Source organism: Klebsiella sp. HMSC09D12 (assembly GCF_001808475.1).
Taxonomy (GTDB): Bacteria; Pseudomonadota; Gammaproteobacteria; order Enterobacterales; family Enterobacteriaceae; genus Klebsiella; species Klebsiella oxytoca.
The window spans coordinates 90,954-115,835 of the sequence record NZ_KV793476.1 but is presented as its reverse complement, the minus strand read 5'-3'; the positions used below and the strand labels follow the sequence as shown (position 1 = coordinate 115,835).

General features: G+C 53.5%; 21 protein-coding genes. 5 read left to right on the top strand and 16 right to left on the bottom strand.

What is annotated here, in order from left to right; all coding sequences use genetic code 11:
- Window positions 1-33: 33 nt before the first annotated feature.
- The 15 genes from rnhB to rpsB all read right to left on the bottom strand — a co-directional run bounded on the left by rnhB (window position 34) and on the right by rpsB (window position 15,232).
- Complete coding sequence (gene rnhB, locus HMPREF3178_RS14120; protein WP_004107914.1) at window positions 34-630, bottom strand: ribonuclease HII; 597 nt, start codon at window positions 628-630, stop codon at window positions 34-36.
- Entirely contained in the window at window positions 627-1,775 is a 1,149-nt protein-coding gene (lpxB, locus tag HMPREF3178_RS14115) for a lipid-A-disaccharide synthase (protein ID WP_004107922.1), read from the bottom strand. The genes rnhB and lpxB overlap by 4 nt, the downstream gene beginning before the upstream one ends.
- Window positions 1,775-2,563 (bottom strand): acyl-ACP--UDP-N-acetylglucosamine O-acyltransferase, encoded by a 789-nt coding sequence (gene lpxA, locus HMPREF3178_RS14110; protein WP_004110721.1) that lies wholly within the window; start codon window positions 2,561-2,563, stop codon window positions 1,775-1,777. The genes lpxB and lpxA overlap by 1 nt, the downstream gene beginning before the upstream one ends.
- Window positions 2,564-2,566: 3 nt before the next feature.
- Complete coding sequence (gene fabZ / locus HMPREF3178_RS14105) at window positions 2,567-3,022, bottom strand: 3-hydroxyacyl-ACP dehydratase FabZ (protein WP_004098761.1); 456 nt, start codon at window positions 3,020-3,022, stop codon at window positions 2,567-2,569.
- A 102-nt stretch (window positions 3,023-3,124) separates the two neighbouring features.
- Window positions 3,125-4,150, bottom strand: coding sequence for a UDP-3-O-(3-hydroxymyristoyl)glucosamine N-acyltransferase (gene lpxD / locus HMPREF3178_RS14100; protein ID WP_004107927.1), 1,026 nt, complete (start codon window positions 4,148-4,150; stop codon window positions 3,125-3,127).
- Between the two features lie 3 nt (window positions 4,151-4,153).
- On the bottom strand, window positions 4,154-4,639 hold the full coding sequence (gene skp / locus HMPREF3178_RS14095) for a molecular chaperone Skp (protein WP_004098757.1): 486 nt from the start codon (window positions 4,637-4,639) through the stop codon (window positions 4,154-4,156).
- 130 nt (window positions 4,640-4,769) lie between these two features.
- Complete coding sequence (bamA, locus tag HMPREF3178_RS14090; protein ID WP_004107929.1) at window positions 4,770-7,208, bottom strand: outer membrane protein assembly factor BamA; 2,439 nt, start codon at window positions 7,206-7,208, stop codon at window positions 4,770-4,772.
- A 31-nt stretch (window positions 7,209-7,239) separates the two neighbouring features.
- Complete coding sequence (gene rseP / locus HMPREF3178_RS14085; RefSeq protein WP_004107932.1) at window positions 7,240-8,592, bottom strand: sigma E protease regulator RseP; 1,353 nt, start codon at window positions 8,590-8,592, stop codon at window positions 7,240-7,242.
- An 11-nt stretch (window positions 8,593-8,603) separates the two neighbouring features.
- The gene (gene cdsA / locus HMPREF3178_RS14080) at window positions 8,604-9,461 is read right to left on the bottom strand and encodes a phosphatidate cytidylyltransferase (RefSeq protein WP_017144945.1); all 858 of its coding nucleotides are present in this window, start codon (window positions 9,459-9,461) and stop codon (window positions 8,604-8,606) included.
- 12 nt (window positions 9,462-9,473) lie between these two features.
- Window positions 9,474-10,232, bottom strand: coding sequence for a (2E,6E)-farnesyl-diphosphate-specific ditrans,polycis-undecaprenyl-diphosphate synthase (ispU, locus tag HMPREF3178_RS14075; RefSeq protein ID WP_004107935.1), 759 nt, complete (start codon window positions 10,230-10,232; stop codon window positions 9,474-9,476).
- A 242-nt stretch (window positions 10,233-10,474) separates the two neighbouring features.
- A complete protein-coding gene (gene ispC, locus HMPREF3178_RS14070; RefSeq protein WP_017144946.1) occupies window positions 10,475-11,674 on the bottom strand; it encodes a 1-deoxy-D-xylulose-5-phosphate reductoisomerase in 1,200 nt (399 codons plus the stop codon).
- A gap of 225 nt (window positions 11,675-11,899) precedes the next feature.
- Window positions 11,900-12,457 carry a ribosome recycling factor gene (gene frr / locus HMPREF3178_RS14065; RefSeq protein ID WP_004107940.1) on the bottom strand — a complete coding sequence of 186 codons (558 nt, stop codon included), beginning with the start codon at window positions 12,455-12,457 and terminating at the stop codon, window positions 11,900-11,902.
- A 206-nt stretch (window positions 12,458-12,663) separates the two neighbouring features.
- A complete protein-coding gene (pyrH, locus tag HMPREF3178_RS14060) occupies window positions 12,664-13,389 on the bottom strand; it encodes a UMP kinase (protein WP_004098747.1) in 726 nt (241 codons plus the stop codon).
- A 146-nt stretch (window positions 13,390-13,535) separates the two neighbouring features.
- Complete coding sequence (tsf, locus tag HMPREF3178_RS14055) at window positions 13,536-14,387, bottom strand: translation elongation factor Ts (RefSeq protein WP_004110718.1); 852 nt, start codon at window positions 14,385-14,387, stop codon at window positions 13,536-13,538.
- Window positions 14,388-14,506: 119 nt separating this feature from the next.
- Window positions 14,507-15,232 carry a 30S ribosomal protein S2 gene (gene rpsB, locus HMPREF3178_RS14050; protein ID WP_003856207.1) on the bottom strand — a complete coding sequence of 242 codons (726 nt, stop codon included), beginning with the start codon at window positions 15,230-15,232 and terminating at the stop codon, window positions 14,507-14,509.
- A 323-nt stretch (window positions 15,233-15,555) separates the two neighbouring features.
- On the opposite strand from rpsB, the gene map reads away from it, so the two are divergent.
- The 5 genes from map (at window position 15,556) to HMPREF3178_RS14025 (ending at window position 23,651) form a co-directional block, all read left to right on the top strand.
- Window positions 15,556-16,350 carry a type I methionyl aminopeptidase gene (gene map, locus HMPREF3178_RS14045; protein ID WP_004107944.1) on the top strand — a complete coding sequence of 265 codons (795 nt, stop codon included), beginning with the start codon at window positions 15,556-15,558 and terminating at the stop codon, window positions 16,348-16,350.
- Between the two features lie 119 nt (window positions 16,351-16,469).
- Window positions 16,470-19,133: a bifunctional uridylyltransferase/uridylyl-removing protein GlnD gene (gene glnD, locus HMPREF3178_RS14040; protein ID WP_017144947.1), complete on the top strand. Its 2,664-nt coding sequence runs from the start codon at window positions 16,470-16,472 to the stop codon at window positions 19,131-19,133.
- 33 nt (window positions 19,134-19,166) lie between these two features.
- Window positions 19,167-19,991: a 2,3,4,5-tetrahydropyridine-2,6-dicarboxylate N-succinyltransferase gene (gene dapD / locus HMPREF3178_RS14035; protein WP_004107948.1), complete on the top strand. Its 825-nt coding sequence runs from the start codon at window positions 19,167-19,169 to the stop codon at window positions 19,989-19,991.
- A 107-nt stretch (window positions 19,992-20,098) separates the two neighbouring features.
- On the top strand, window positions 20,099-20,488 hold the full coding sequence (locus tag HMPREF3178_RS14030) for a DUF3461 family protein (RefSeq protein ID WP_004098742.1): 390 nt from the start codon (window positions 20,099-20,101) through the stop codon (window positions 20,486-20,488).
- A gap of 184 nt (window positions 20,489-20,672) precedes the next feature.
- Window positions 20,673-23,651, top strand: a complete 2,979-nt coding sequence (locus HMPREF3178_RS14025; protein WP_017144948.1) for a putative mucin/carbohydrate-binding domain-containing protein — start codon at window positions 20,673-20,675, stop codon at window positions 23,649-23,651.
- 37 nt (window positions 23,652-23,688) lie between these two features.
- On the opposite strand, the gene cdaR is transcribed toward HMPREF3178_RS14025, so the two are convergent.
- A complete protein-coding gene (gene cdaR, locus HMPREF3178_RS14020) occupies window positions 23,689-24,846 on the bottom strand; it encodes a DNA-binding transcriptional regulator CdaR (protein ID WP_004098741.1) in 1,158 nt (385 codons plus the stop codon).
- Between the last annotated feature and the right edge of the window lie 36 nt (window positions 24,847-24,882).

Here is a 24,882-nt window from a genome sequence, read left to right as displayed (position 1 = left end):
GATTCCGCGTTACTTTAGTGCTTGCGTGTCAGTTCAGGACGCCAGGCCCAGCGCGCGTTTCACCGGGCCAAAACTGCGCCGGTATTGCTCGATAACGCCATGTTCCAGCAGCTTTTGCAGATGAAAAGCGGTGGGATAACCTTTATGTTGTGCAAAGCCGTACTGTGGAAATTGCCGATCCAGCGCGGCCATTTCCGCATCGCGCGTGACTTTCGCCAGAATCGACGCGGCGCTGATTTCCGCCACCCGGCTATCGCCTTTGACAACCGCCAGCGAAGGTACGGGCAGCGGCGGACAGCGGTTACCATCAATAAGAACAAATTCCGGGGAGACGCGCAAACCCGCGACGGCGCGCTGCATGGCCAGCATGGTCGCGTGTAAAATATTCAGTTCATCGATTTCATGCGGCTCCGCCCGACCCAGGCTCCAGCACAGCGCTTTTTCTTTGATCTCGTCAAATAGCGCCAGGCGCCGTTTTTCGCTGAGCTTTTTCGAGTCATTAAGACCCACAATCGGTCTGGCCGGATCGAGTATCACCGCAGCCGTCACCACCGCGCCAACCAGCGGACCGCGTCCGACTTCATCGACTCCCGCAACCAGATGGGTATGCGGATACACGAATTCCATCATTTTGCTAACTCCAGAACTGCATCCGCCGCCTGCTCATCAGCGTTGCAGCGGATCTGCTGATGCAGCGCGCGGAAGGTTTCATGCATATCGTGGCTGGTTTTACCGTCGGCCAGCAGCGGCTTCAGCGCCTCCGCCAGCGCCTGCGGTCGGCATTCATCCTGCAGCAGCTCTTTAACCAGTTCACGCCCGGCCAGTAAGTTCGGTAACGACACGTAGTCGGTCTTCACCAGCCGTTTCGCCAGCCAGAAGGTAAAGGGCTTCATCCGATAACCAACTACCATCGGGCACTTAGCCAGCATACACTCCAGCGCAGCCGTGCCGGAGGCCAGCAGCGCAGCATCGCTGGCGATCATTGCATCGCGAGCCCGCCCATCCAGTAGGTGTACGGCCAGCTCCGGCGCCGTTTCCGCCTTGATACGCTCAAACTGTTCCCGCCGCTTCGCGTTGACCAGCGGAACGACCACTTCCAGATCGGGATAATATTCTCGCAGGATTTGCGCCGTTTTCAGGAAGTCGGCGCTGAGCATCTCGACTTCTGCCCCACGGCTACCCGGCAGCAGCGCCAGGCAGTGTACGTCACGCGCGATCCCCAGACGGTCGCGCGCCGCGTCTTTATCCGGGTCCAGCGGCATCGCATCCGCCATCGTGTGGCCGATAAACCGGCAGGGAACGTTAAATTTGTCATAAAACGCTTTTTCGAAAGGCAGGAATGCCAGAACCAGATCGGTGGATCTGCCAATTTTGAAAACGCGTTTTTGCCGCCATGCCCAAACCGATGGGCTGACGTAATGGATCGTTTTGATACCCTGCTTCTTCAGATTACCTTCGAGGGTGATATTGAAGTCAGGCGCATCAATACCGACGAACACGTCTGGTTTAAGCTCGGTAAAACGTCGGGTGAGATCGGCGCGAATGTGCAGCAGTCGACGCAGGCGTCCCAGCACTTCAACAATGCCCATCACCGCCAGCTCTTCCATCTCGTACCAGGCCTCGCAGCCTTCCGCCTGCATTAACGGCCCGGCAACGCCTACAAAACGAGCATCAGGCATACGGGCTTTGAGCGCGCGAATAAGACCGGCACCAAGAATATCGCCGGAGGTTTCTCCGGCGACCAGGGCAATCGTCAGGGGACGTGATTCAGCCATTAACGAATCAGGCCGCGCGTGGAGCGAGCAAAGAAGTCGGTAAATGTCTGCACTTCAGGATACTGTGTCGCCAGTTCGGCGATCTCGGCTTTCGCTTCATCCAGCGTTTTACCGCTGCGGTACAGTAGCTTATAGGCGTTACGAATCGCAGTGATCGCCTCACGGCTGAAGCCGCGACGTTTCAACCCTTCGATGTTAACGCCAAACGGCGTTGCGTGGTTGCCCTGAGCAATAACGAACGGCGGAACGTCTTGCGCTACGCCGGAGCAGCCGCCCACCATCACATGCGCGCCAATAATGCAGAACTGATGCACGGCAGTCATGCCGCCGATGATAACAAAATCATCCAGCGAAACATGACCTGCGAGGGTGGCGTTATTAGCCAGAATACAGCGGTCGCCAAGCGTACAATCATGCGCCACGTGGGCGTTGATCATCAGCAGGTTATCGCTGCCCACCTTCGTTAATCCACCGCCCTGTACTGTGCCACGATGAATGGTGACGCTTTCGCGGATGCGGTTGCGATCGCCAATTTCCACGCGGGTCGGTTCGCCAGCATATTTCAGATCCTGGTTAACTTCACCGATGGAAGCGAACTGATAGATCTCGTTGTCGCGGCCAATTTTGGTATGACCGTTGATGACAACGTGAGATTTCAGTACGGTGCCTTCGCCGATTTCGACGTTAGCGCCAACAATACAAAACGGGCCAATGTGGACGTTAGCGCCAATAACGGCGCCTTCTTCTACAATGGCGGTAGGATGAATAAAGGCGGTTTTATCAATCACGTATCAGGCCTCCCGGCTACGGGCACACATCATCGTTGCTTCGCAAACCACTTTCCCGTCCACCGTCGCAACGCCTTTGAAACGAGTCAGGCCGCGACGGGTTTTCTCAAAAGTGACTTCCATAATCATCTGATCGCCAGGCACGACCGGACGTTTGAAACGCGCTTCGTCAATCCCGGCAAAATAATACAGCTCGCCCGGTTCCAGTTTTCCAACGCTTTTGAATGCCAGAATGCCGGTAGCCTGGGCCATCGCTTCCAGAATCAGTACGCCCGGTAAAATCGGCTTACCAGGGAAGTGCCCCTGGAAAAACGGCTCATTTACAGAAACATTTTTTACTGCGCGTAGAAAACGACCTTCTTCAAAATCCAGCACGCGATCGACCAGCAGGAACGGGTAACGGTGAGGCAGCAGTTCCAGAATCTCTTCAATGTGCAGAGTATGAGTGTCAGTAGTCAAAATACTCTTCCTGTCTAAATATACTAAAAGGCAATAATAACACGGCCTGCGGCAATCTCATGAATGCAACAGGCCGAAAATTTAAATGTGGCTGGAGAAGCACTAATCTTGTTGATTAACCTTGCGCTCAATGGCTTTGAGACGCTTGCTCATATCATCAATATTCAGTACCAGCGCAGCGGTCTTGCGCCAGACCTTATTCGGCTGCAGCGGGATACCTGAAGAATAAACGCCTGGCTCGGTGATCGGTCGCATAACCATCCCCATCCCCGTGACGGTGACTTTATCGCAGATTTCCATGTGGCCGTTGATCACGCTGGCTCCGCCGATCATGCAGTAGCGGCCAATCTTGAGGCTGCCCGCCATAATCACGCCACCAGCAACTGCGGTGTTGTCGCCAATTACCACGTTGTGCGCAATCTGACACTGGTTATCAATAATCACGCCGTTACCAATGACGGTGTCGTCCAGCGCACCGCGATCGATGGTCGTACAAGCGCCTATCTCCACGCGATCGCCGATAATGACGCGACCCAGCTGCGGGATCTTAACCCAGTTGCCGCGATCGTTCGCGTAGCCGAAGCCATCTGCGCCAATCACCGTGCTGGACTGAATCAGGCAATTCTCGCCGATCTCAATGTCGTGGTAAACGGTGACGTTGGCCCATAAACGCGAGCCGGCACCTATTTTCGTATTTTTCCCAACGAAGCAACCGGCGCCGATAACCACGTTATCACCGAGGATAACACCCGACTCAATAACGGCATTCGGGCCAATCGCTACGTGAGTACCCAGCTTCGCCGTGGCATCGATGACCGCGCTCGGCGCGATATCCTGCGCCGGCTGCGGCGTGGTATCAAGAATTTGAGCCATGCGCGCGTAGGTCAGGTAGGGATTACGCACTACCAGCGCGGCGCTGTGGGCAAAAGGCAAATCATCCTGCGTCATCACGACGGCAGATGCCTGGCAAGCGGCCAGGTGTTCACGGTACTTAGGATTTACCATGAAAGTAATATGGCCCGCTTTCGCGGACTGCATGGACGCAACGCCGGTGATGACGATATCGCCATCACCGTGTAATTCTGCATCCAACTGCTGGGCTAAATCAGCCAGTCGAATTGAAGGCATTACTTATTTAACCTGTTTCAGCACATCAGCGGTGATGTCTTTTACATCGCTGCTGTTGTATGCAACGGCATTAGAGTCAACAACCAGATCGATGCTCTGATCTTTAGCGACGCTCTGCACAGCGCTCTGGATACGAGTCACCAGCTTGCCGCGCTCTTCGTTAGAACGACGTGCACGATCCTGTTCAAAAGACTGCGCTTTCTGGGAGAAGGTCTGGCGCTGAGCCATCACGTCTTTTTCCAGTTTGGTACGGTCAGAGCCCGCTTTCATGGACTGCAGACGCTGCATTTTAGACTGCAGGTCGCCTTCCATACGCTGCAGCTCGCTCGCGCGGCCTTTAAACTCGTTTTCCAGCGTGTTAGAAACGCCTGTTTTCTGGGCAACCTGCTGGAACAGGCTATTCATGTTAACCATTGCAATCTTATCTGCCGCCTGAGCGGAAGTTACCATTGCTAAACCCAGACCTGCAGCTAATAACCACTTTTTCACAATTAACTCCTTACCATCCCATGAGTACCCAGGGGTACCGTTATTTGCGTGGCCAGGCGATAACCTCAGTTATCGCCAATAGTCAGCGCTATACTGCAACTGCACTTACATTCCATTGTAGCCAACACAATTACCAGGTTTTACCGATGTTAAACTGGAACTGTTCAGCTTTGTCTCCATCGTACTTTTTAAACGGCTGAGCGTAGGAGAATACCAACGGTCCTAACGGCGACATCCACTGCACTGCGATACCCGCAGACATACGAATGTTGTTCGGATCGCTATAGTCAGGAACACCAGCGGCTCTCGTATCCGCCGTATTCTGCCAGTTTGTATCCCACACGGTGCCCATATCCCAGAAGAAGGAAGTACGGACCGAATTCGCATATTTATCGCTGATAAACGGCGTTGGAGTAATCAGCTCAAGGCTGGCCACCGCCATGGCGTTACCGCCCACCGCATCATCAGACTTACATAGACCTGCGGAGTTAGAATCGCATTCGTTATCGTATCCATCATCACCATCATGGCGGCTGCTGGCTGGTTTATAAACAGCCTTCGGACCGATAGTGTTGGACTGGAAGCCACGCACGGTACTTGAACCACCGGCATAGAAGTTCTCATAGAACGGCATTTCTTTACTACCAATACCGTCACCATAACCCCATCTGGTTCGACCTAATACCACCCACTTATGATCGTCGTCGATCGGTACATAGGTCGCGGTATCCAGCGTCGCTTTGTAGTATTCGTTATCCGAACCCGGAATCGTCACTTTACCGTTCAGGTTGACGCGTGAACCTTCGGTCGGGAAGAAGCCCCGGTCGAGCTTGTTATACGTCCAGCCGTAGTTGAAGGTGAAGTCGTCAGCGCTGAACGAGTTTCGGTCGTTCGTATCATTCGGCGTTTGGCCCATTGAGTTCAGATAACGCCACATAGCAACCTGAGGCTGCATATTGGACAGCTTGTTATGCACATAGCCGAGACCCGCGCGCAGCGAATTGTACTCGTTGACCGGGAAGCCCAGCGTAATATCTGTACCATAGCTCTTGTTGGTATAGTCAGATAGATCCGCATCGTTAGCATCGAAGTCGTTATAGAAAACACGACCGCCGAGGCTGACGCCATCCACGGTAAAGTACGGGTTCGTCACCGACAGTTCAGTATAGGTCTGGTAATCGTTTTTGGTGCCGTTAATTCCCACAGAATAGCCGGTACCGAGCCAGTTATCCTGCTGAACGCCGGCCTGGAAGCTTACGCCGCTTTCCGTACCGTAACCCACGCCAAAGTTAAAGCTACCGGTATTGCGTTCTTTAACTTTATAGACCACGTCAACCTGATCCGGGCTGCCCGGCACGCGCTGCGTATCGGTATCAACCGTTTCAAAGTAGCCCAGACGATTCAGACGATCTTTCCCCTGGTCGACCAGGTCGCTGCCCAGCCAGGCACCTTCCATCTGACGCATTTCGCGACGCAGAACGGCATCTTTCGAGGTATCGTTGCCTTCGAAGCGAATTTTACGCACGTAGTAGCGGTTACCCGCATCGACGTTTACGTGCAGCTTCACGGTCTTATCACTATCGTTGATTTCCGGCTGGGACTGAACGCGCGGATAGGCGTAACCGTAGCGACCAAGGAGTTTCTTAATGTCATTCTCCATTTTGGTCACTTTGGTGCCGTTATACAGCTCACCCGGTTCAACTTTAGTCAGCGCTTCGATTTCTGCCGAATGCCCTGCCAGGTCTCCCGTCACCTGCACGCCAGAAAGCTTGTACTGATCGCCTTCGGTAATGTTGATGGTGATGTAGATCCCTTTTTTATCCGGCGTCAGGCTAACCTGAGTGGAGTCAATGTTGAAACGAGCATAGCCGCGATCCAGATAGTAGCTGCGCAGCGTTTCGAGATCTCCCGCCAGCTTCTGTTTCTGATATTTGCGATCGCCGACCACGTTCCACCACGGCACTTCATCGCGCAGCTGGAAGGTAGAAATCAGTTCATCGGTGCTGAATGCATGATTGCCGACGATATTGATCTGCTGGATTTTCGCTGAGACGCCTTCCTGGAATACCAGTTTCAGGTCGACACGGTTACGCGGCAGCGGCGTCACGACAGCTTTAACGCTGGCGCTATACTTACCGACGCTATAGTAGAAATCCTCCAGCCCCTTTTCGATATCAGCAAGCGTGGTGCGATCGAGAGATTCCCCTACGCGTACGCCGGATGCCTCAAGGTTTTGCTTGAGCATGTCATCTTTAACCGACTTGTTGCCGGAGAAAGTGATGCTGGCAATCGTTGGACGCTCTTTCACCTGCACCAGCAGGGTATCACCATCGCGCAGAACGCGAACGTCCTCAAAGTTGCCGGTGGCAAACAGGGCGCGGATGGTATTACTGATATCATCATCGGTTACGGTATCGCCAGGACGCACTGGCATACTGAGGAGGGCCGCACCAACAGCGACACGCTGAAGGCCTTCGAAATGAATGTCCTTCACCACGAACCCGTCAGCACCGTATACGGTTGCGCTGCTAAACAGCAGCGACGCTATGAGCAACTTTTTCATCGCCATCGTTATTATGCGTTCTTCCTAACAAACTCTCTTACAACCGAGAGAAATCATTGAAAAGTGCAAGCCCCATTAACAGCACCAGCAATATTGAGCCAATGCGATAACTAAAGTCTTGAACTCGCTCGGATACCGGTCCGCCTTTCAGCTTTTCAATCGCCAAAAACAGCAGATGTCCCCCGTCAAGAACGGGAAGCGGGAACAGGTTGATTATTCCGAGGTTCACGCTGATGAGCGCAAGAAACATCAGATAATAAATCAGCCCAAACTCCGCTGACATCCCAGCCCCCTGGGCGATAGAAATCGGCCCGCTGAGGTTGTTCAGTTTGACATCACCGGTTATCAATTTGCCCAGCATCTTGACCGTTAACGACATCAGCTGCCAGGTTTTATCCGTGGCTTCAGCGATGGCGGCAAACGGCCCGTACTGACGCACTGTCTTATATTCATCAGGCAGCGGGATGACCTTAGGTACGACCCCTGCAAACCCCTCAGCTTTACCTTTGGTAGACTTCGTATCCGGCGTCAAGGTTACCGACAGGGGGCTACCCTGCCGCTCGATGTCCAGAACTAACGCCTTACCCGGATTATCACGCACCAGATTAACAAACGTCATCCACTGCGTTAACGGTTGACCATCGACTTTAACGATCCTGTCGCCCGCTTGCAAACCCGCCTTCTGCGCCGCCGAGTTAGATTGTACTTCAGCCAGGACGGTATCAATCTGCGCGCTGCGGGGCTGAATGCCTAACGAAGCAACCGGATCTTGTTTATCCGGCTCAAACGCCCAACGCTGCAGATCGAGGATTTTATCCTGGCGTTGATTGGTCCCGAAAGGGGCGACGGTAACTATTGTTTGCCGATCGCCAATCTTTGCCACCAGCGCCATACGTACTGCATCCCAATCAGGCGTTTCGATGCCATCTATCGCTTTAAGTTCCATTCCTTTTGCAATTTGTGCTTGCGCGGCAATAGAGTCAGGAGCGATATCGGCAACGACCGGTCGCACGCCGGGGACACCGATGATAAAGACCAGCCACCAGGCAAAAATGGCAAAAAGGAAGTTGGCAATCGGCCCTGCGGCAATTACCGCGGCACGCTGACCCACGGTTTTGTTGTTGAACGCGCAGTGGCGCATCTCGGGCGCCACCGGCTCAACGCGCTCATCGAGCATTTTGACATAACCGCCCAATGGGATAAGGGCGATAATAAATTCCGTTCCCTGCTTATCAAAACGGCGCCACAGCGCTTTGCCAAAGCCAATAGAAAAACGCTCAACGCGGATACCGCAGCGGCGAGCTACCCAGAAATGGCCAAACTCATGGACGGTGATCAGCACGCCCAGCGCAATAATAAAAGCAGCCAAATTCCAGAGAACGCTCAGCATAAAACCTTCCGTCAAATCGTCCTGAAAACCAACAAGAGTAGACAAGCAAACACGGGTACCGCAGCCGTCAGGCTATCGATACGATCGAGGATACCGCCGTGTCCGGGAATCAGATTTCCGCTATCTTTGATGCCAGCTTCGCGTTTAAACATGCTTTCGGTCAGATCGCCCAGTACCGAGGCCAGGGCCGCCACAACCGAACACACCAGCAGGACCGTCGGCGTCACGTCCAGATGGGCCCACCAGCCGTAAGCCCAGGAGATAACCGCAGCCGTTAACAGCCCGCCGAAAAAACCCTGCCAGGTTTTACCCGGAGAAACCTTCGGCGCCAGCTTATGCTTACCGAACATTTTCCCGAACATATAGGCGCCGGAATCCGCGCCCCAGACCAGAATCATCACGTAAAGTAACCACAGCGCACCGCTGTAATGATCGTCGGCGTAATGCCACGCTCGCAGCGCCAGCATGCCCCAAAAAAACGGGACAATGGTCAGGATGCCGAATATCAGACGGAGCGTTTTTGAATTGCGCCAGAAGGCCGCAGAAACGGGGTAAGTCAGAACCAGAAGCAGCGCGACTATCCACCAGCCGAATGATGCCCACAGCGCTCCCTCAACCAGCGGTTGATGAACGTCATAATGGTATTCCGGCATCAGGAATAGCATCAGCGCCAGCAGCAGACCGCAAAGCACCGACAGCCAGACTCGCTGCGTCGTTGAAGTGAAACCGCTAAATTGCCCCCACTCCCACGCGGCGAGCATACAGACCACCAGCGTGACGATGGCAAAGCCCGCAGGCGGCAATAGAAAAAGCGCCGCAATAACGACGGGGATTAAGACGAAAGCAGAAATCAGGCGATACTTCAGCAAAAGTGACCCCCATCAGGCATTGCTGCCACCCGGCTCAGTGCCGCCGAAACGACGCTCTCGATTAACAAAGGCATGGAGTGCACCTTCAAAGTCCTGTTCAGCGAAATCGGGCCAAAGAACATCCGTAAAGTAAAGTTCGGCATAGGCAATTTGCCAAATCAAAAAGTTACTAATGCGGTGCTCTCCCCCGGTCCTAATAACTAAATCTACGGGAGCCAGTTCATGCATGCATACCTGCTGGCTCAGCATCTCTTCCGTGATTTGTTCGGGCTGGAGTAACCCGTCTTGTACCTGTTTGGCCAGATGACGAACGCCCTGAACGATATCCCAGCGGCCGCCGTAATTGGCGGCAATGTTCAGAGTCAAACCGGTGTTGTTCTCAGTAAGCGCTTCCGCTTTGCGAATACGTTCCTGTAAACGCGCATTGAATCGCGTGGTCTCGCCGATGATACGCAGGCGCACATTGTGCCTGTGCAGACTTTTTACTTCGCTATCCAGTGCCCAGACAAACAGCTCCATCAGCGCGCTGACTTCCTGCGCCGGGCGATTCCAGTTTTCACTGCTGAACGCGTATAACGTCAACGCTTCAATACCATTATTAGCCGCGAATGAGACGGCGCGACGAACAGACTTCGCGCCGGCTTTATGGCCAAAGGCGCGGATTTTTCCTTGCCGTTTAGCCCAGCGACCGTTGCCGTCCATAATAATGGCGACATGACGACAGCCATGCGCAGGCAACATTTCGCTGACAGTTTGATTAGCAGACAACATAACGCGTTTTAAGTCCATAATAAGGATTAGCTAAGCTACTAAACACGGGCCACCGGTCAGCGCTGGATACGCATTTTTATCCGGTGCCGGAGCTACGGCCAATCGCAGAGAACAACCAAAAGCTTTACGCAAAAAAGCCGTGTTTTGCCACGGCCACCGTAATCTTTCACACCAAAATGCAACGATCGGATGGCGCAGACTATATCACCGAAGCCATGCGCCCACAAATATCACAACGAGTATCAGAATTTGCGCTGCGCCGCTAGCAGCCGACCTGCGCTTGCCCGGGCCATAGCGTCAATAGCCAGTACTTCATCAATACTTTGCGGTTCATTTAGCGTCTGTTGATCCAAGACCGACTGATTGATTGCCGCAATATCGGTAAAGCGAATATCACCGTTGAGGAATGCCGCGACCGAGACTTCGTTTGCCGCATTCAGCGCGGTTGTCGCCGCCTGCCCCACATCAAACGCGTCCATTGCCAGCTTCAGGCAGGGATAACGCGCATAGTCCGGCGCGGAGAAGCTCAGGTTGCTCAGTTGACAAAAATCCAACGGTTTTGCTCCTGAGTTGAGACGCTTTGGCCAGCCCATCGTATGGGCGATCGGCGTCCGCATATCCGGCTCGCCGAGCTGCGCCAGCACGCTCCCATCCTGATAGCGCACCATCGAATGAATCACCGATTGCGGATGAATCAGAACTTCCATCTGCTGCGCAGATGCATTAAACAACCAGCGGGCTTCGATATACTCCAGCCCCTTGTTCATCATGGTGGCGGAGTCGACAGAAATCTTGCGCCCCATGGACCAGTTTGGATGCTTACATGCCCGATCGGGAGTCATCGCCGCCAGTTCCGAAATCGCCGTTTCGCGGAAAGGACCACCGGAGCCCGTTAGCAGAATCGACGACACGCCGTTTTGGGTTAAATCAGCGTACCCCAGATCCTGTTGAACTGTTTCCGGCATACTCTGAAAAATCGCATTGTGCTCGCTATCTACCGGTAACAAACGCGCTCCGTATCTCTGCACGGCCTCCATAAACAGACGGCCGCAGGTCACCAGCGACTCTTTGTTCGCCAGCAGCACCGTTTTACTCGCGCGAATAGCTGAAAGCGTCGGTACCAGGCCCGCTGCGCCGACAATCGCCGCCATGACCTGGTCAACGTCGTCGAGCGCTGCGACTTCCGCGGCAGCCTGCTGGCCGCTCATGACCTCAGTCCGGCTACCCTGCTCGCGCAGTTTTGACCGCAGCAGTTCAGCGCTGCGCGTATCATCCATTACCGCGTAACGAGGGGAGAATTCCAGACATTGTCCAACCATACGGTCGACATTTTTCCCGGCGACCAGCGCAGTGACAGAAAAACTATCTGGATTATGGCGCACCACGTCCAGCGTGCTGCAGCCGATAGAACCGGTCGAACCGAGAACGGTTAATTGCTTCATGAGGCGTCCAGAAAAGGTAGACAGGATTAAAAGCAAAACGCCGCCAGCAAACCCTTGTGCATCAATGATCGGATGGCAGAGCGGAGGCGCAGCGCCTTTGACATGGTGCCAAAGGCTACAAGGCCAGCCGTCTGAACGCAATCCCGAAAATTGAGCGTACGGTCTCCTGTACGGCGTTTCAGATTTTACGCAGGTCGATAGTCAGACCCGCGTGTCGGCAGAGAATCAGAACTGCATCAGTTCCGCTTCTTTATCCGCCAGCGCCGCATCAACTTTTTTGATAGCAGCATCAGTCATTTTCTGCACATCTTCCTGAGAACGGCGATCGTCATCTTCGCTGATCTCTTTCTCTTTCAGCAGTGCTTTTACTTTGTCGTTGGCATCGCGACGAACGTTACGTACGGCAACGCGCGCCTGTTCAGCTTCACCACGCACGATTTTGGTCAGATCTTTACGACGTTCTTCGGTCAGCGGTGGCAGCGGAACGCGGATATCGCTTCCCGCGGAGCTTGGGTTCAGACCGAGGTCGGAAGCCATAATCGCTTTTTCAACGGCCGGGCTCATAGAGCGATCGAAAACGTTGATCTTCAGCGTGCGGGAGTCTTCTACCGTTACGCTAGCCAGCTGGCGCAGCGGGGTCGGCGTGCCGTAGTATTCCACGATAATGCCATCCAGCAGGCTGGGAGAAGCACGACCCGTGCGTATTTTGCTGATTTGGGTTTTGAACGCTTCGACGCATTTCTCCATGCGTACTTCAGCATCTTTTCTGATATCGCTAATCACGTTACGAATCCTTGAAAACTTGTCTCAGACAGACCAGACGGTCGCCCACTGCAAAAGTGAGCTAAGTATAGTCATGTTTATGCTCAGCGTCCTTCAGGCTGAGGAATCAGCCGCAGCATTCCGTCCACCGAGCATGTTGAAAACCATCGGGTCAAAAACCCGAAAAAGTAAGGCCGAATATTACCCGTATTTGGCGCCGACGGGAATTACTCCGTAATTAATGTGCCTTCTTTTTCGCCCATCACCACGCGACGCAGCGCGCCAGGCTTATTCATATTGAATACGCGAATCGGCAATTTGTGGTCGCGGGCCAGGGTAAAGGCAGCAAGATCCATCACTTTCAGCTCTTTATCCAGCACTTCGCTGTAGGTCAGCTGATCGTACATGGTTGCAGAAGGATCCTTGGCCGGATCGGCGGTAAAGACCCCGTCGACTTTGGTCGCTTTCAGCACCACATCGGCTTCAATTTCAATACCGCGCAGGCAGGCAGCGGAATCGGTAGTAAAGAATGGGTTACCGGTACCCGCGGAAAGAATCACTACGCGGTTGTTACGCAGCAGGCTAATTGCTTCTGCCCAGCTGTAGTTATCACACACGCCGTTCAGCGGAATCGCTGACATCAGGCGGGCGTTCACATAGGCGCGATGAAGTGCATCACGCATTGCAAGGCCGTTCATGACCGTTGCCAGCATGCCCATGTGGTCGCCCACAACGCGGTTCATACCTGCTTTCGCCAGACCAGCACCACGGAAAAGGTTACCGCCACCAATCACTACGCCAACCTGAATACCCAGCTCAACCAGTTCTTTAATTTCCTGAGCCATGCGGTCAAGTATGCTCGCATCAATACCGAAGCCTTCTGAACCTTGCAGAGCTTCGCCACTTAACTTAAGCAGAATACGTTTGTAGACGGGTTTTGCATTGGTAGCCATGTTTCTTTCCTGAGACTGTCAACGAATGAGATGAGTTAATTCCGGCGACATTGTACGTCGCTTTTCAGCGTGTCCACTATAGCGGTTGGCTGAATTTACACATTAGGCGCAAAAAGAAGCCGCCCTCAGGCGGCTCCTTTTGAAAATTAAGACTGCTTGGACATCGCAGCAACTTCTGCTGCAAAGTCAGTCTCAACTTTCTCAATGCCTTCGCCCACTTCAAAGCGGATGAAGCCAGTCACGTCAGCGTTATGCTCTTTCAGCAGCTGAGCAACAGATTTGCTCGGATCCATAACGAACGGCTGACCGGTCAGAGAAACTTCGCCGGTGAATTTCTTCATGCGGCCTTCAACCATTTTCTCTGCGATTTCTTTCGGCTTGCCAGACTGCATGGCGATATCCAGCTGAACCTGGTACTCTTTTTCTACCACTTCAGCGGAAACGTCTTCCGGCTTAACGAATTCAGGCTTGCTTGCAGCGATGTGCATAGCCAGCTGTTTAACCAGCTCTTCGCTCGCGCCTTTAGCAGCAACCAGAACACCGATACGCGCGCCGTGCTGGTAAGAACCCAGTACTTCGCCTTCCAGGGAAGACACGCGACGGATGTTGATGTTCTCACCGATTTTAGCAACCAGCGCAACGCGTTCTTCTTCGAACTGTGCTTTCAGAACTTCAACGTCGGTGATTTTGCCAGCAACTGCAGCATCCAGAACTTTGTTAGCAAATGCCTGGAAGCCACCATCTTTAGCAACGAAGTCAGTCTGGCAGTTAACTTCCAGAATGATGCCGTAGGTGCCATCGATTTTGGTAAGGATGACGCCGTCAGCTGCAACGTTGCCTGCTTTTTTCGCTGCTTTAATAGCACCGGATTTACGCATGTTTTCGATTGCCAGCTCGATGTCGCCGTTCGCTTCAGTCAGCGCTTTTTTGCAATCCATCATGCCTGCGCCAGTACGCTCGCGCAGCTCTTTTACCAGGGATGCGGTAATTTCAGCCATTCTTTAATCCTCGGGAGATGTGATCTGCCCGGTTCCAGGAACCAGACAGATTTGAAAGTGAAAAAGGGGCCGCTAAGAGGCCCCTATTTATACACGGTACTAAATAAGGGTATGCCTTATTATTCAGCTTCTACGAAGCTTTCTTCCGCCTGAGAAGCCAGATCCTGAGAACGGCCTTCACGAACGGTAGCAGCAACAGCGCTCAGGTACAGGCTAACTGCACGGATTGCGTCGTCGTTACCCGGGATAACGAAGTCAACGCCGTCCGGATCGGAGTTAGTATCAACGATAGCAAATACCGGAATACCCAGGTTGTTTGCTTCTTTGATTGCGATGTGCTCGTGGTCAGCGTCGATAACGAACAGCGCGTCCGGCAGGCCGCCCATGTCTTTGATACCGCCCAGGCTGTTTTCCAGCTTGTCCAGCTCACGAGTGCGCATCAGCGCTTCTTTCTTGGTCAGCTTGTCGAAAGTACCGTCCTGGGACTGAGTTTCCAGGTCTTTCAGACGTTTGATAGACTGACGAACGGTTTTCCAGTTAGTCAGCATACCGCCCAGCCAGCGATGGTTCACGAAGAACTGGTCGCAGCTGTTAGCAGCGTCTTTTACCGCTTCGCTTGCAGCGCGCTTAGTACCAACGAAAAGGATTTTACCTTTACGAGAAGAGATCTTGTTCAGTTCAGCCAGCGCTTCGTTGAACATCGGTACAGTTTTCTCAAGGTTGATGATGTGAACTTTGTTACGCGCGCCGAAGATGAAAGGCTTCATTTTCGGGTTCCAGTAACGGGTCTGGTGACCAAAGTGAACACCAGCCTTGAGCATGTCGCGCATGGAAACAGTTGCCATGTTTAAAACCTCTATAGATAAAAGTTGGGGTTATGCCTCCACGTATCCCATATTACCGACCCCAAAGGGCACCCCGGAATATGTGCCGATACGTGTGTGTTGTTACACAAAGTGAGATTTGTCGCTTCAGTCCATCTTGTGTATCTGAGAATGGAACAGAAGTCCGGCGCGCTTTATATCACAAAACAGGACCGGACACCAACTGTTGTTGACGTCGCGTGCTGTTAATGATTCTCAATTTGGCAGCAGGACGCCCGGACTGTTAACATTGTTCAGACATAATCTATTATTGTCGAAAAAATCGACACTGCTGGACACAATCCATGGCTATTTCTATTAAGACATCTGAAGACATCGAAAAAATGCGCGTTGCCGGCCGCCTGGCCGCTGAAGTGCTGGAAATGATCGAGCCCTACGTGAAACCGGGCGTCAGCACCGGCGAACTGGACCGCATCTGCAACGATTACATCGTTAACGAGCAAAAAGCCGTTTCTGCCTGCCTGGGCTATCACGGTTTTCCCAAATCCGTCTGCATCTCTATTAATGAAGTGGTGTGCCACGGGATCCCGGACGACGGCAAGCTGCTGAAAGATGGCGATATCGTCAACATTGACGTCACCGTCATTAAAGATGATTTCCACGGCGATACGTCAAAGATGTTTATCGTCGGCAAGCCGACTATTCTTGGCGAGCGCCTGTGCCGCATTACCCAGGAAAGCCTCTATCTGGCCCTCAAAATGGTCAAACCGGGAATCAATCTGCGCACCATCGGCGCAGCTATTCAGAAATACGTTGAAGCCGAAGGTTTCTCCGTGGTGCGCGAGTATTGCGGACACGGTATCGGCCGCGGTTTTCATGAAGAGCCGCAGGTGTTGCACTACGATTCTCCGGAAACCAACGTGGTGCTCAAGCCAGGCATGACCTTTACCATTGAGCCGATGGTCAACGCCGGCAAAAAAGAGATCCGCAGCATGAAAGACGGCTGGACGGTAAAAACCAAAGACCGGAGCTTGTCTGCGCAGTATGAGCATACTATTGTGGTGACAGACAACGGCTGTGAAATACTGACGTTACGCAAGGATGACACCATCCCGGCGATAATCTCGCACAACGATTGATGAAAAGCCGGCGCCAGCCGGCTTTTTTATGACGAGCACCCTGTGGGCCGCCGCAAGCGACGTTAAAAATCGCTCCCGGCGATTTTTTATGGGCGATAGTTTTTTCTTATGGTGGCGCGATGAGCAACTCTTTATCTGATACTGTCTCCCCTTCCCTGGCCGGACAGCCCGCTAATCCGGGCCGCTGGCCGCAGAGTGATTTCAACTGCGCGGCTATCAAGACGCATATCGACGCTTTCCAGCGCTGGCTGGGCGAGGCTTTTGACCAGGGCATCGTCGCAGAGAAGTTGATTGAGGCGCGGACCGAATTTATCGATCAACTGCTCCAGCGGCTGTGGATTGAGTACGGTTTCGGGTCAATTAACGACATCGCGCTGGTCGCCGTCGGCGGTTACGGTCGCGGCGAACTCCACCCGCTGTCAGATATCGATCTGCTTATCCTGAGTCGTAAAAAGCTGCCCGATGAGCAGGCCCAGAAGGTCGGCGAGCTGCTGACGCTGCTGTGGGATATTAAACTGGAAGTTGGCCACAGCGTGCGCACCCTCGAAGAGTGCCTGCTTGAGGGGCTATCAGACCTCAGCGTCGCCACCAACTTGATCGAATCGCGTCTGCTTATAGGCGACGTCGCGCTGTTCCTTGAACTGCAAAAACACATCTTCAGCGATGGCTTCTGGCCATCGGAAAAATTCTTTGCGGCAAAAGTTGAAGAACAGAATGTCCGCCATCAGCGCTATCACGGAACCAGCTATAACCTGGAGCCGGATGTGAAAAGCAGCCCCGGCGGCCTGCGCGATATTCATACTCTGCAGTGGATCGCGCGCCGCCATTTCGGCGCCACCTCGCTTGATGAAATGGTCGGTTTCGGCTTCCTGACCGAAGCCGAGCGCAACGAGCTTAATGAATGCCTGCATCAGCTGTGGCGGATTCGTTTTGCGCTTCATCTTGAGCTCAACCGCTACGATAACCGCCTGCTGTTCGACAGGCAATTCAGCGTCGCCCGTCGCCTGCGCTATGAAGGCGAAGGCAACCAGCCGATCGAACATATGATGAAGGATTTCTTCCGCGTCACTCGTCGGGTCAGCGAGCTGAACCAAATGCTGATCCAGCTGTTTGAAGAAGCGATTCTGGCGCTCACCGAAGATGAGAAACCGCGGCCGATTGATGATGATTTTCAACTGCGCGGCACGCTTATCGATCTGCGCGACGACACGCTGTTTATCCGCGAACCGCAGGCGATTCTGCGCATGTTCTTTATGATGGTGCGCAACAGCAGCATCACCGGTATCTACTCCACCACGCTTCGCCATCTGCGCCACGCCCGGCGCCATCTGACGCAACCGCTTTGCTATATTCCCGAAGCGCGGACCCTGTTCCTCAGTATGCTGCGCCATCAGGGCGCGGTTAGCCGGGGACTGCTGCCGATGCACCGCCATAGCGTGCTGTGGGCCTATATGCCGCAATGGTCGCATATTGTTGGTCAGATGCAGTTTGACCTGTTTCACGCCTATACCGTCGATGAACACACTATCCGCGTACTGCTCAAGCTGGAGAGCTTCGCCAAAGAAGAGATCCGCAGCCGTCACCCGCTGTGCGTTGAGCTGTGGCCGCGCCTGACGCATCCGGAGCTGATCTTTATCGCCGCCCTCTTCCACGATATCGCCAAAGGGCGCGGCGGCGACCATTCAATTCTCGGCGCGCAGGATGTGTTGAAATTCGCCGAGCTCCACGGTCTTAACTCTCGCGAAACCCAGCTGGTCGCCTGGCTGGTGCGCCATCATCTGCTGATGTCGGTCACCGCCCAGCGCCGTGATATCCAGGATCCGGAAGTGATCAAGCAGTTTGCCGAAGAGGTACAGACAGAGAATCGTCTGCACTATCTGGTCTGCCTGACCGTTGCCGATATCTGCGCCACCAACGAAAACCTGTGGAATAGCTGGAAGCAAAGCCTGCTGCGCGAGCTCTATTTCGCCACCGAAAAGCAGCTGCGCCGGGGAATGCAAAATACGCCGGATATGCGCGAGCGGGTGCGTCATCACCAGCTACAGGCGCTGGCGCTGCTGCGAATGGAAAATATTAATGAACAGGCGCTGCATCAAATATGGAACCGCTGCCGCGCGAACTACTTCGTGCGCCATACGCCAAACCAGCTCGCCTGGCATGCGCGCAATCTGCTGCAGCACGATCTCAGTAAGCCGATGATCCTGCTCAGTTCCCACGCCTCGCGCGGCGGCACCGAGATTTTTATCTGGAGTCCGGACCGCCCTTATCTCTTTGCCGCCGTTTGCGGCGAGCTGGATCGACGTAATCTTAGCGTTCACGATGCGCAGATCTTTACTACCCGCGACGGTATGGCGATGGATACCTTTATTGTTCTTGAGCCGGACGGAAGTCCGCTTTCCGCCGACAGGCACGAAATGATCCGCGTGGGCCTGGAACAGACCATCACCCAGCGCAGCTGGCAACCGCCGGCTCCCCGCCGTCAGGCGGCAAAACTGAGGCATTTCTCCGTCCCAACGGAGGTTAATTTCCTGCCGACGCATACCGACCGCAAATCTTTTCTGGAACTGATTGCTCTCGATCAGCCGGGTCTGTTAGCGCGCGTTGGTCAGGTGTTTGCCGACCTCGGAATTTCGCTCCACGGCGCGCGAATTACGACAATTGGTGAGCGAGTAGAAGATTTATTTATAATCGCCACCGCAGACCGGCGTGCCCTTAATAATGAGCTGCAGCAAGAAGTGCAACAACGGTTGACAGAGGCCCTCAATCCAAACGATAAAGGGTAACGTATTTTTTTAAGTAAATGGAAAGAGTAAACAATGCAGCAATTACAGAACGTTATTGAGTCCGCCTTTGAGCGTCGCGCCGACATCACGCCGGCAAACGTGGATACCGTAACCCGCGAAGCGGTTAACCAGGTGATTTCTCTGCTTGATTCCGGCGCGCTGCGTGTCGCTGAAAAAGTCGACGGCCAGTGGGTCACCCATCAATGGCTGAAGAAAGCGGTTCTGCTCTCTTTCCGTATTAACGATAACCAGGTTATCGATGGTGCGGAGAGCCGCTACTTCGATAAAGTCCCAATGAAGTTCGCGGATTATGATGAAGCGCGCTTTCAGAAAGAAGGCTTCCGCGTCGTTCCGCCAGCGGCCGTTCGCCAGGGGGCGTTTATCGCTCGCAACACGGTTCTGATGCCGTCCTATGTGAACATCGGCGCATACGTTGACGAAGGTACCATGGTTGATACCTGGGCGACCGTCGGCTCCTGCGCGCAGATCGGTAAAAACGTTCACCTGTCCGGCGGCGTCGGCATCGGCGGCGTGCTGGAGCCGCTGCAGGCTAACCCTACTATTATCGAAGATAACTGCTTTATCGGCGCGCGTTCTGAAGTGGTTGAAGGCGTGATCGTTGAAGAGGGTTCCGTGATCTCCATGGGCGTCTATCTCGGCCAGAGCACCAAAATTTACGATCGCGAAACCGGTGAAGTCTTCTACGGCCGCGTGCCGGCAGGCTCCGTTGTCGTCTCCGGCAACCTGCCGTCGAAAGATGGCAAGTACAGCCTGTACTGCGCGGTCATCGTGAAGAAAGTTGATGCCAAAACCCGCGGCAAGGTCGGAATCAACGAACTTCTGCGTACTATCGACTAAGCAGTATAAAAAGCGGGAGGCATCCCGCTTTTTTTATATATTGAGCTGGCGAAGATGGATTTTTTCGTTAATTATTCAAAGATTACGATGATATCAAAGGTACCGTTATGTACGATAATCTGAAAAGTCTTGGTATTACCAATCCTGATGAAATCGATCGCTATAGCCTGCGGCAGGAAGCCAATAACGATATTCTGAAAATCTACTTTCAGAAGGATAAAGGCGAGTTCTTCGCCAAGAGCGTCAAGTTTAAATATCCGCGTCAGCGTAAAACCGTGGTCGCCGACGGCGTGGGCCAGGGCTATAAAGAAGTTCAGGAGATTAGCCCTAACCTACGCTATATCATCGACGAGCTGGATCAAATCTGTCAGCGCGATCGCACCGAAATCGATCTGAAACGTAAGATCCTGGACGACCTGCGTCACCTGGAAAGCGTTGTCACGAATAAGATCAGCGAAATTGAATCCGATCTGGAAAAACTGACGCGAAATAAATAAGCCTGATACGGGCCAGAGTCTGGCCCTGTTTCCCTCTCTTCTCTCACTCACGCCTCATCTGCAAACTCCGTGAACCTCAGATTTTCGTCTCTCATCTCATTTCATCTCATTTTGCTATCCACATGAATTACATAATAAAATAAGGACCTGTATGTTCAGTTTCCACCTGAAAGGAGGTCATACGATGACACTGGAAATTGAACAAACATGTTATACCCTGCAATCTGCGCCCTGGCTGGATAATGCCGGTTTTGAAAAAGGACGCCGGCACGATCGTCAGCCGCTGGGCTTTATTCTGCCCGCCAATACGGTGCTGCAAATCCGCCAGCCGGATATGAGTAACGGTAATGCGACGCTGCGCCTGCTCTGCGATGATACCGCGGCAGAAAAAACCTGTACGCTGGCCACTGGCTGGAAAACGGTCAGCGCAGCCGTTGATACCGTCCCTTTTATCGATACGTTGTTTACCGACCAGCCCTGCGAGTTCACCGTCATCTATCAGCAACCCGCGGCAACTAAACCCCTACCCTGCTGGAAAGCGGGCCAATCTGAGGATGAATTTTTCCTTAACTGGGAAAAAAATAGATCGTCATTCGCGCTGCTTGATTTGGATGTTATCAATCTGCTGCTGCCCTATGCCGACCGCGATAATGCGATGAAAGCGGGCTTACCCGCGTTACACGCTTATTACACTCACCTTTTTAAATGCTATAACGACTGGGCTGGGTTAAGCGATAAGCCGGATTCTCCGTTGAATCAGGATATTGCCACCCGCTATTTTGTAAGAGCCGATAAACATGGCGTCGGTGCGGCTTATTACGATACCGAATGGTGCGGGCATACTTCCGCAACCATCGGCGAAGGCTGGCTGGATAACGTCACCACACAGTGGGTGATCCTGCACGAGATTGGCCACGGCTATCAGGGCAAATTTATGCAGGACACAACGCTGCCCGTCAACGAAGTGTGGAACAACATTTACGCTTCTTTCTACCAGCAGCTCACGCTGAGCCGGGACGATCATCTCTATATTGATGGCTGGCTCTATGACTATGGTCAGCAGGCCGTGCAGGAAGTTCAGCTGATGACCTGTATTAAAGACCAGACGCCCGTCGCCCGCTGGGGCCTGCGTCCGCGTCTGCAATTTCTGATGCTGATGCTGCTCAAAGCGGGAACTAAAGCCTTCCGCGCCTTCAACCAGAACTATCGTGTACTGGCCAATAGCAATGGCTTCCAGCCATCCGATCACCAGCTTGCCGATATGCTGGCTACCGCCATTGCTACCACCGCAGGGTATGATGTCACTCCGTTCATTGCGCTAGGCGGTCTCCCCCTGGAAAACGCCACTCGGGAATATATCGCTACGTTGGCGGCAAAACCGCTTTATCCGCTATATCTTCTTCTGCCACAAAATGAATGGGATAGCGCACGTCGTCAGCTGGGGCTGGACTCTTTCGTCTGGCTGGTGGATAACAGCGAACTGGCGGCTTTAGGCAAAACAGGTACGCTATCTCTGACGCTCAATATCGACCAGCCGGATCAAATCTATGGTCGGACGCTGACTATTAAGGATAATTGCGGCACGCGTTATTCACTAATAGTCGATGATAACACCTTGACCCTGAATGACCTTCCCATCGGCGTTTACCAGATCGATCCACCGAAAGGCCGTTCACAAAAATATCGTCCGGACATCAGCCATATCGTCGTCAAAGAAGGCATCAATACGGCTACCGTCAACTACACCCGACAAAGCGATACCAGCGTGCGTAACGTAACGATGAGCTTTTTAGGTCTTGGCGATGCGCCATTTGCGCGCCTTGATATCGACTATGAAAATCAGCAACTTATTCTAAACGTTATCAGCGCCACGCCGCATAGCTACTATCCCGATACGCTCTATGCTGGCGTATGCGTCCTTTCCGCCAGCGGCGAAAAGGTATTTGAGCGCAAAATGAACGGCACGAACTGCGCCACCGGTAAGGAGATTATTCCCTTCGGTCCTCACTATCACTTATATATTACTCACGTCGAGCCGGGACGGCTGAAAGCCTCTCCGGGATATTTAACGCTGATCGCAGGTGAGAAATTCCAGCTGATGCGCATTGATGATAATGGGCTTTATAACTTTATCCTCGACAATAATCCGGCGGATGACTTACAGGCTATTTTCGAACACAACGCTCAGACGATACGTAGCCAGCCTTCACTGCTGGCGCAGGAAGAGAGCGTAAGTAAAAACGATCTCTTCCTGCTGCTCTCTCGTATGGAAGAGCCTCGGCGCAGCAAATTGCTCAAAGAGTATGCCGACGTCCTGCCTCAGGATAATAGCGAACCGGGCGAACTGACGGGCAAAAGCGTTACCCTCAATCTCAGAGGGCAAGGCAATAAAGATTTTTGCCAGATCGTTATCGATAATCAGCAGCACGCAATGACGGTCGCCACGCGTACCGGCGCGCCGCACCCGTATTATGTTTCCCATACCTATGCCAGCATTACGGCAACCGGAGCAGACGAAACGGTGGTTTATCACCGCAGCTATGCCGGAGCGACCAATAACCTGGCAAACAGCGAGACTATCGCGCTCGCTGAAAACATGATCATTGAGGTTTTCCATGATGAGCCATTCCGCTCCAGCTCCTGCAATGATACGACTCATCGCGCAGTTACGCTGAAGCAACACAACCGCTGGCGGGTAGTGAAGGATGGGCTGACGACCTGTTCGCTTATAACCGAAGAGCAGGATGAGGAAACCCCTGATGCTGAGGAGGGGGCAACAGAGCTTTACGGCGATCTCTTCACCTGGCAACTGCTCGGCGAAAATAATACCCGTTTCGCGACGATGGAGATGGATATTGGCGGCGGCGCGCTGACCTTTACCGCCAGCCCTGGGGTGCCGAATAAGCAATTTACGACGACCTATGCCACGGTAAATGTCTACAATACGCGCGGCTCGGTGGTTTATCGCCAGTCCATTAAAGGCTCATCGCAGCTTGGCGATTATATAGATACGGCAATACTCGATGAGGGCTATATCGTCGAAGTCTTTCATGCCGAAGCCGGAGATCGCTCCGTCATCATCAATCCGTTAAATGGTTATTCCTGGCCACAGCCTAATACCGTCTCCTGGCAAGTCACGACCCGCGGACTGCAGCGCCTGTAATCCGCCATCCCCACTCCCGCCTGCGGCGGGAGTGTTTTTAACGCTGCTCATCCAGCTGGAGCGCAATATACAGCAGCAGACGATCGTCAAAATTTCCTAAATCCAGCCCCGTCAGTTCAGAAATACGGTTCAAGCGATATTCCAGCGTATTACGATGGATAAATAGCGCTTTGGAGGTCGCCAACGGCTGCACGTTATGACGAAACCATGCCTGTAAAGTACGGCGCAGCAGGCCGTTGTTATCCATCGCCTTCAGGCGAACCAGCGGGCGCGCCAGCTCATTGGCCTGCCAGCCACCGCGCAGGCTATCCAGCAGGACCGGCAGCATCAAATCCTGGTAGAAATAGCTACGGCTTTCGGGCATCCGCTGCTTGCCGACCATCATCGTGGTTCGGGCGGTGCGGTACGAGCGAGCAATGCTGCCCGGCCCGGTAAAGAAATTGCCCAGCGCCACGCGAAAACGCAGCTGACCGTTCTCTTTCATCCGGCTAATTAGCTGCTCAACGCGTTTGCAGTGATCTTCTGCATCCCAGCGCCCAAAGGCATTCAGCGCGGGTTTCAGCACCACCATCTCGGTCAGCGAGACAATGGCCACCAGATTATTACGATCCGGCGTGGTCAGCGCGGTTTGCAGCTGCTGCAGTTCCGCCATCGCGCTATCGACGCCCAGCTGGCCGCTATCTACTTCAATCATCGCCACGACGCGCGGTTGATTGAGATCGATCCCCAGACGCTGCGCCCACTCAGTCAGCGCCGGCGTGTTCTCTTCCGCCTGAATCAGGTTCATGACCAGCTCTTCGCGCAAACGGCTATCCTGGGCCAGGAGATGCATCAGCCGCGATTGTTCCAGCATCATCTCGGCGGTCATACAAACCAGTTCCCCGTATTTGCGCAGCGACTCCGGTTCCCCGGTCAGACCGATTACGCCGACGATCTCCCCTTCCAGACGCAGCGGCAGATTGATCCCCTGACGCACGCCGTGCAGGTGGCGGGCAACAGCATCATCAATGTCGACAACCCGTCCCTGAGAAAGCACCAGCAGCGCCCCTTCGTGCAATTCACCAATTCGCTCGCGGTCACCGCTGCCGATAATGCGCCCTCGGGCATCCATCACGTTAATATTGGTATCAATGATGCGCATCGTGCGCGCCACGATATCCTGCGCCATTTTGGTATCAAGATGCCAGCCAGCCATGTAACCCTCCCGTGAGCAGGCTACCAGCATAGAAGA

Excerpts from the sequence above, each read along its gene's own strand:
- lpxD (WP_004107927.1), bottom strand. The coding sequence starts at position 4,150 with ATGCCTTCAATTCGACTGGCTGATTTAGCCCAGCAGTTGGATGCAGAA.
- dapD (WP_004107948.1), top strand. The coding sequence starts at position 19,167 with ATGCAGCAATTACAGAACGTTATTGAGTCCGCCTTTGAGCGTCGCGCC.
- lpxB (WP_004107922.1), bottom strand. The coding sequence starts at position 1,775 with ATGGCTGAATCACGTCCCCTGACGATTGCCCTGGTCGCCGGAGAAACC.
- HMPREF3178_RS14030 (WP_004098742.1), top strand. The coding sequence starts at position 20,099 with ATGTACGATAATCTGAAAAGTCTTGGTATTACCAATCCTGATGAAATC.
- ispC (WP_017144946.1), bottom strand. The coding sequence starts at position 11,674 with ATGAAGCAATTAACCGTTCTCGGTTCGACCGGTTCTATCGGCTGCAGC.
- rnhB (WP_004107914.1), bottom strand. The coding sequence starts at position 630 with ATGATGGAATTCGTGTATCCGCATACCCATCTGGTTGCGGGAGTCGAT.
- rseP (WP_004107932.1), bottom strand. The coding sequence starts at position 8,592 with ATGCTGAGCGTTCTCTGGAATTTGGCTGCTTTTATTATTGCGCTGGGC.
- map (WP_004107944.1), top strand. The coding sequence starts at position 15,556 with ATGGCTATTTCTATTAAGACATCTGAAGACATCGAAAAAATGCGCGTT.
- pyrH (WP_004098747.1), bottom strand. The coding sequence starts at position 13,389 with ATGGCTACCAATGCAAAACCCGTCTACAAACGTATTCTGCTTAAGTTA.
- glnD (WP_017144947.1), top strand. The coding sequence starts at position 16,470 with ATGAGCAACTCTTTATCTGATACTGTCTCCCCTTCCCTGGCCGGACAG.
- bamA (WP_004107929.1), bottom strand. The coding sequence starts at position 7,208 with ATGGCGATGAAAAAGTTGCTCATAGCGTCGCTGCTGTTTAGCAGCGCA.
- ispU (WP_004107935.1), bottom strand. The coding sequence starts at position 10,232 with ATGTTGTCTGCTAATCAAACTGTCAGCGAAATGTTGCCTGCGCATGGC.
- HMPREF3178_RS14025 (WP_017144948.1), top strand. The coding sequence starts at position 20,673 with ATGACACTGGAAATTGAACAAACATGTTATACCCTGCAATCTGCGCCC.
- rpsB (WP_003856207.1), bottom strand. The coding sequence starts at position 15,232 with ATGGCAACTGTTTCCATGCGCGACATGCTCAAGGCTGGTGTTCACTTT.
- cdaR (WP_004098741.1), bottom strand. The coding sequence starts at position 24,846 with ATGGCTGGCTGGCATCTTGATACCAAAATGGCGCAGGATATCGTGGCG.
- tsf (WP_004110718.1), bottom strand. The coding sequence starts at position 14,387 with ATGGCTGAAATTACCGCATCCCTGGTAAAAGAGCTGCGCGAGCGTACT.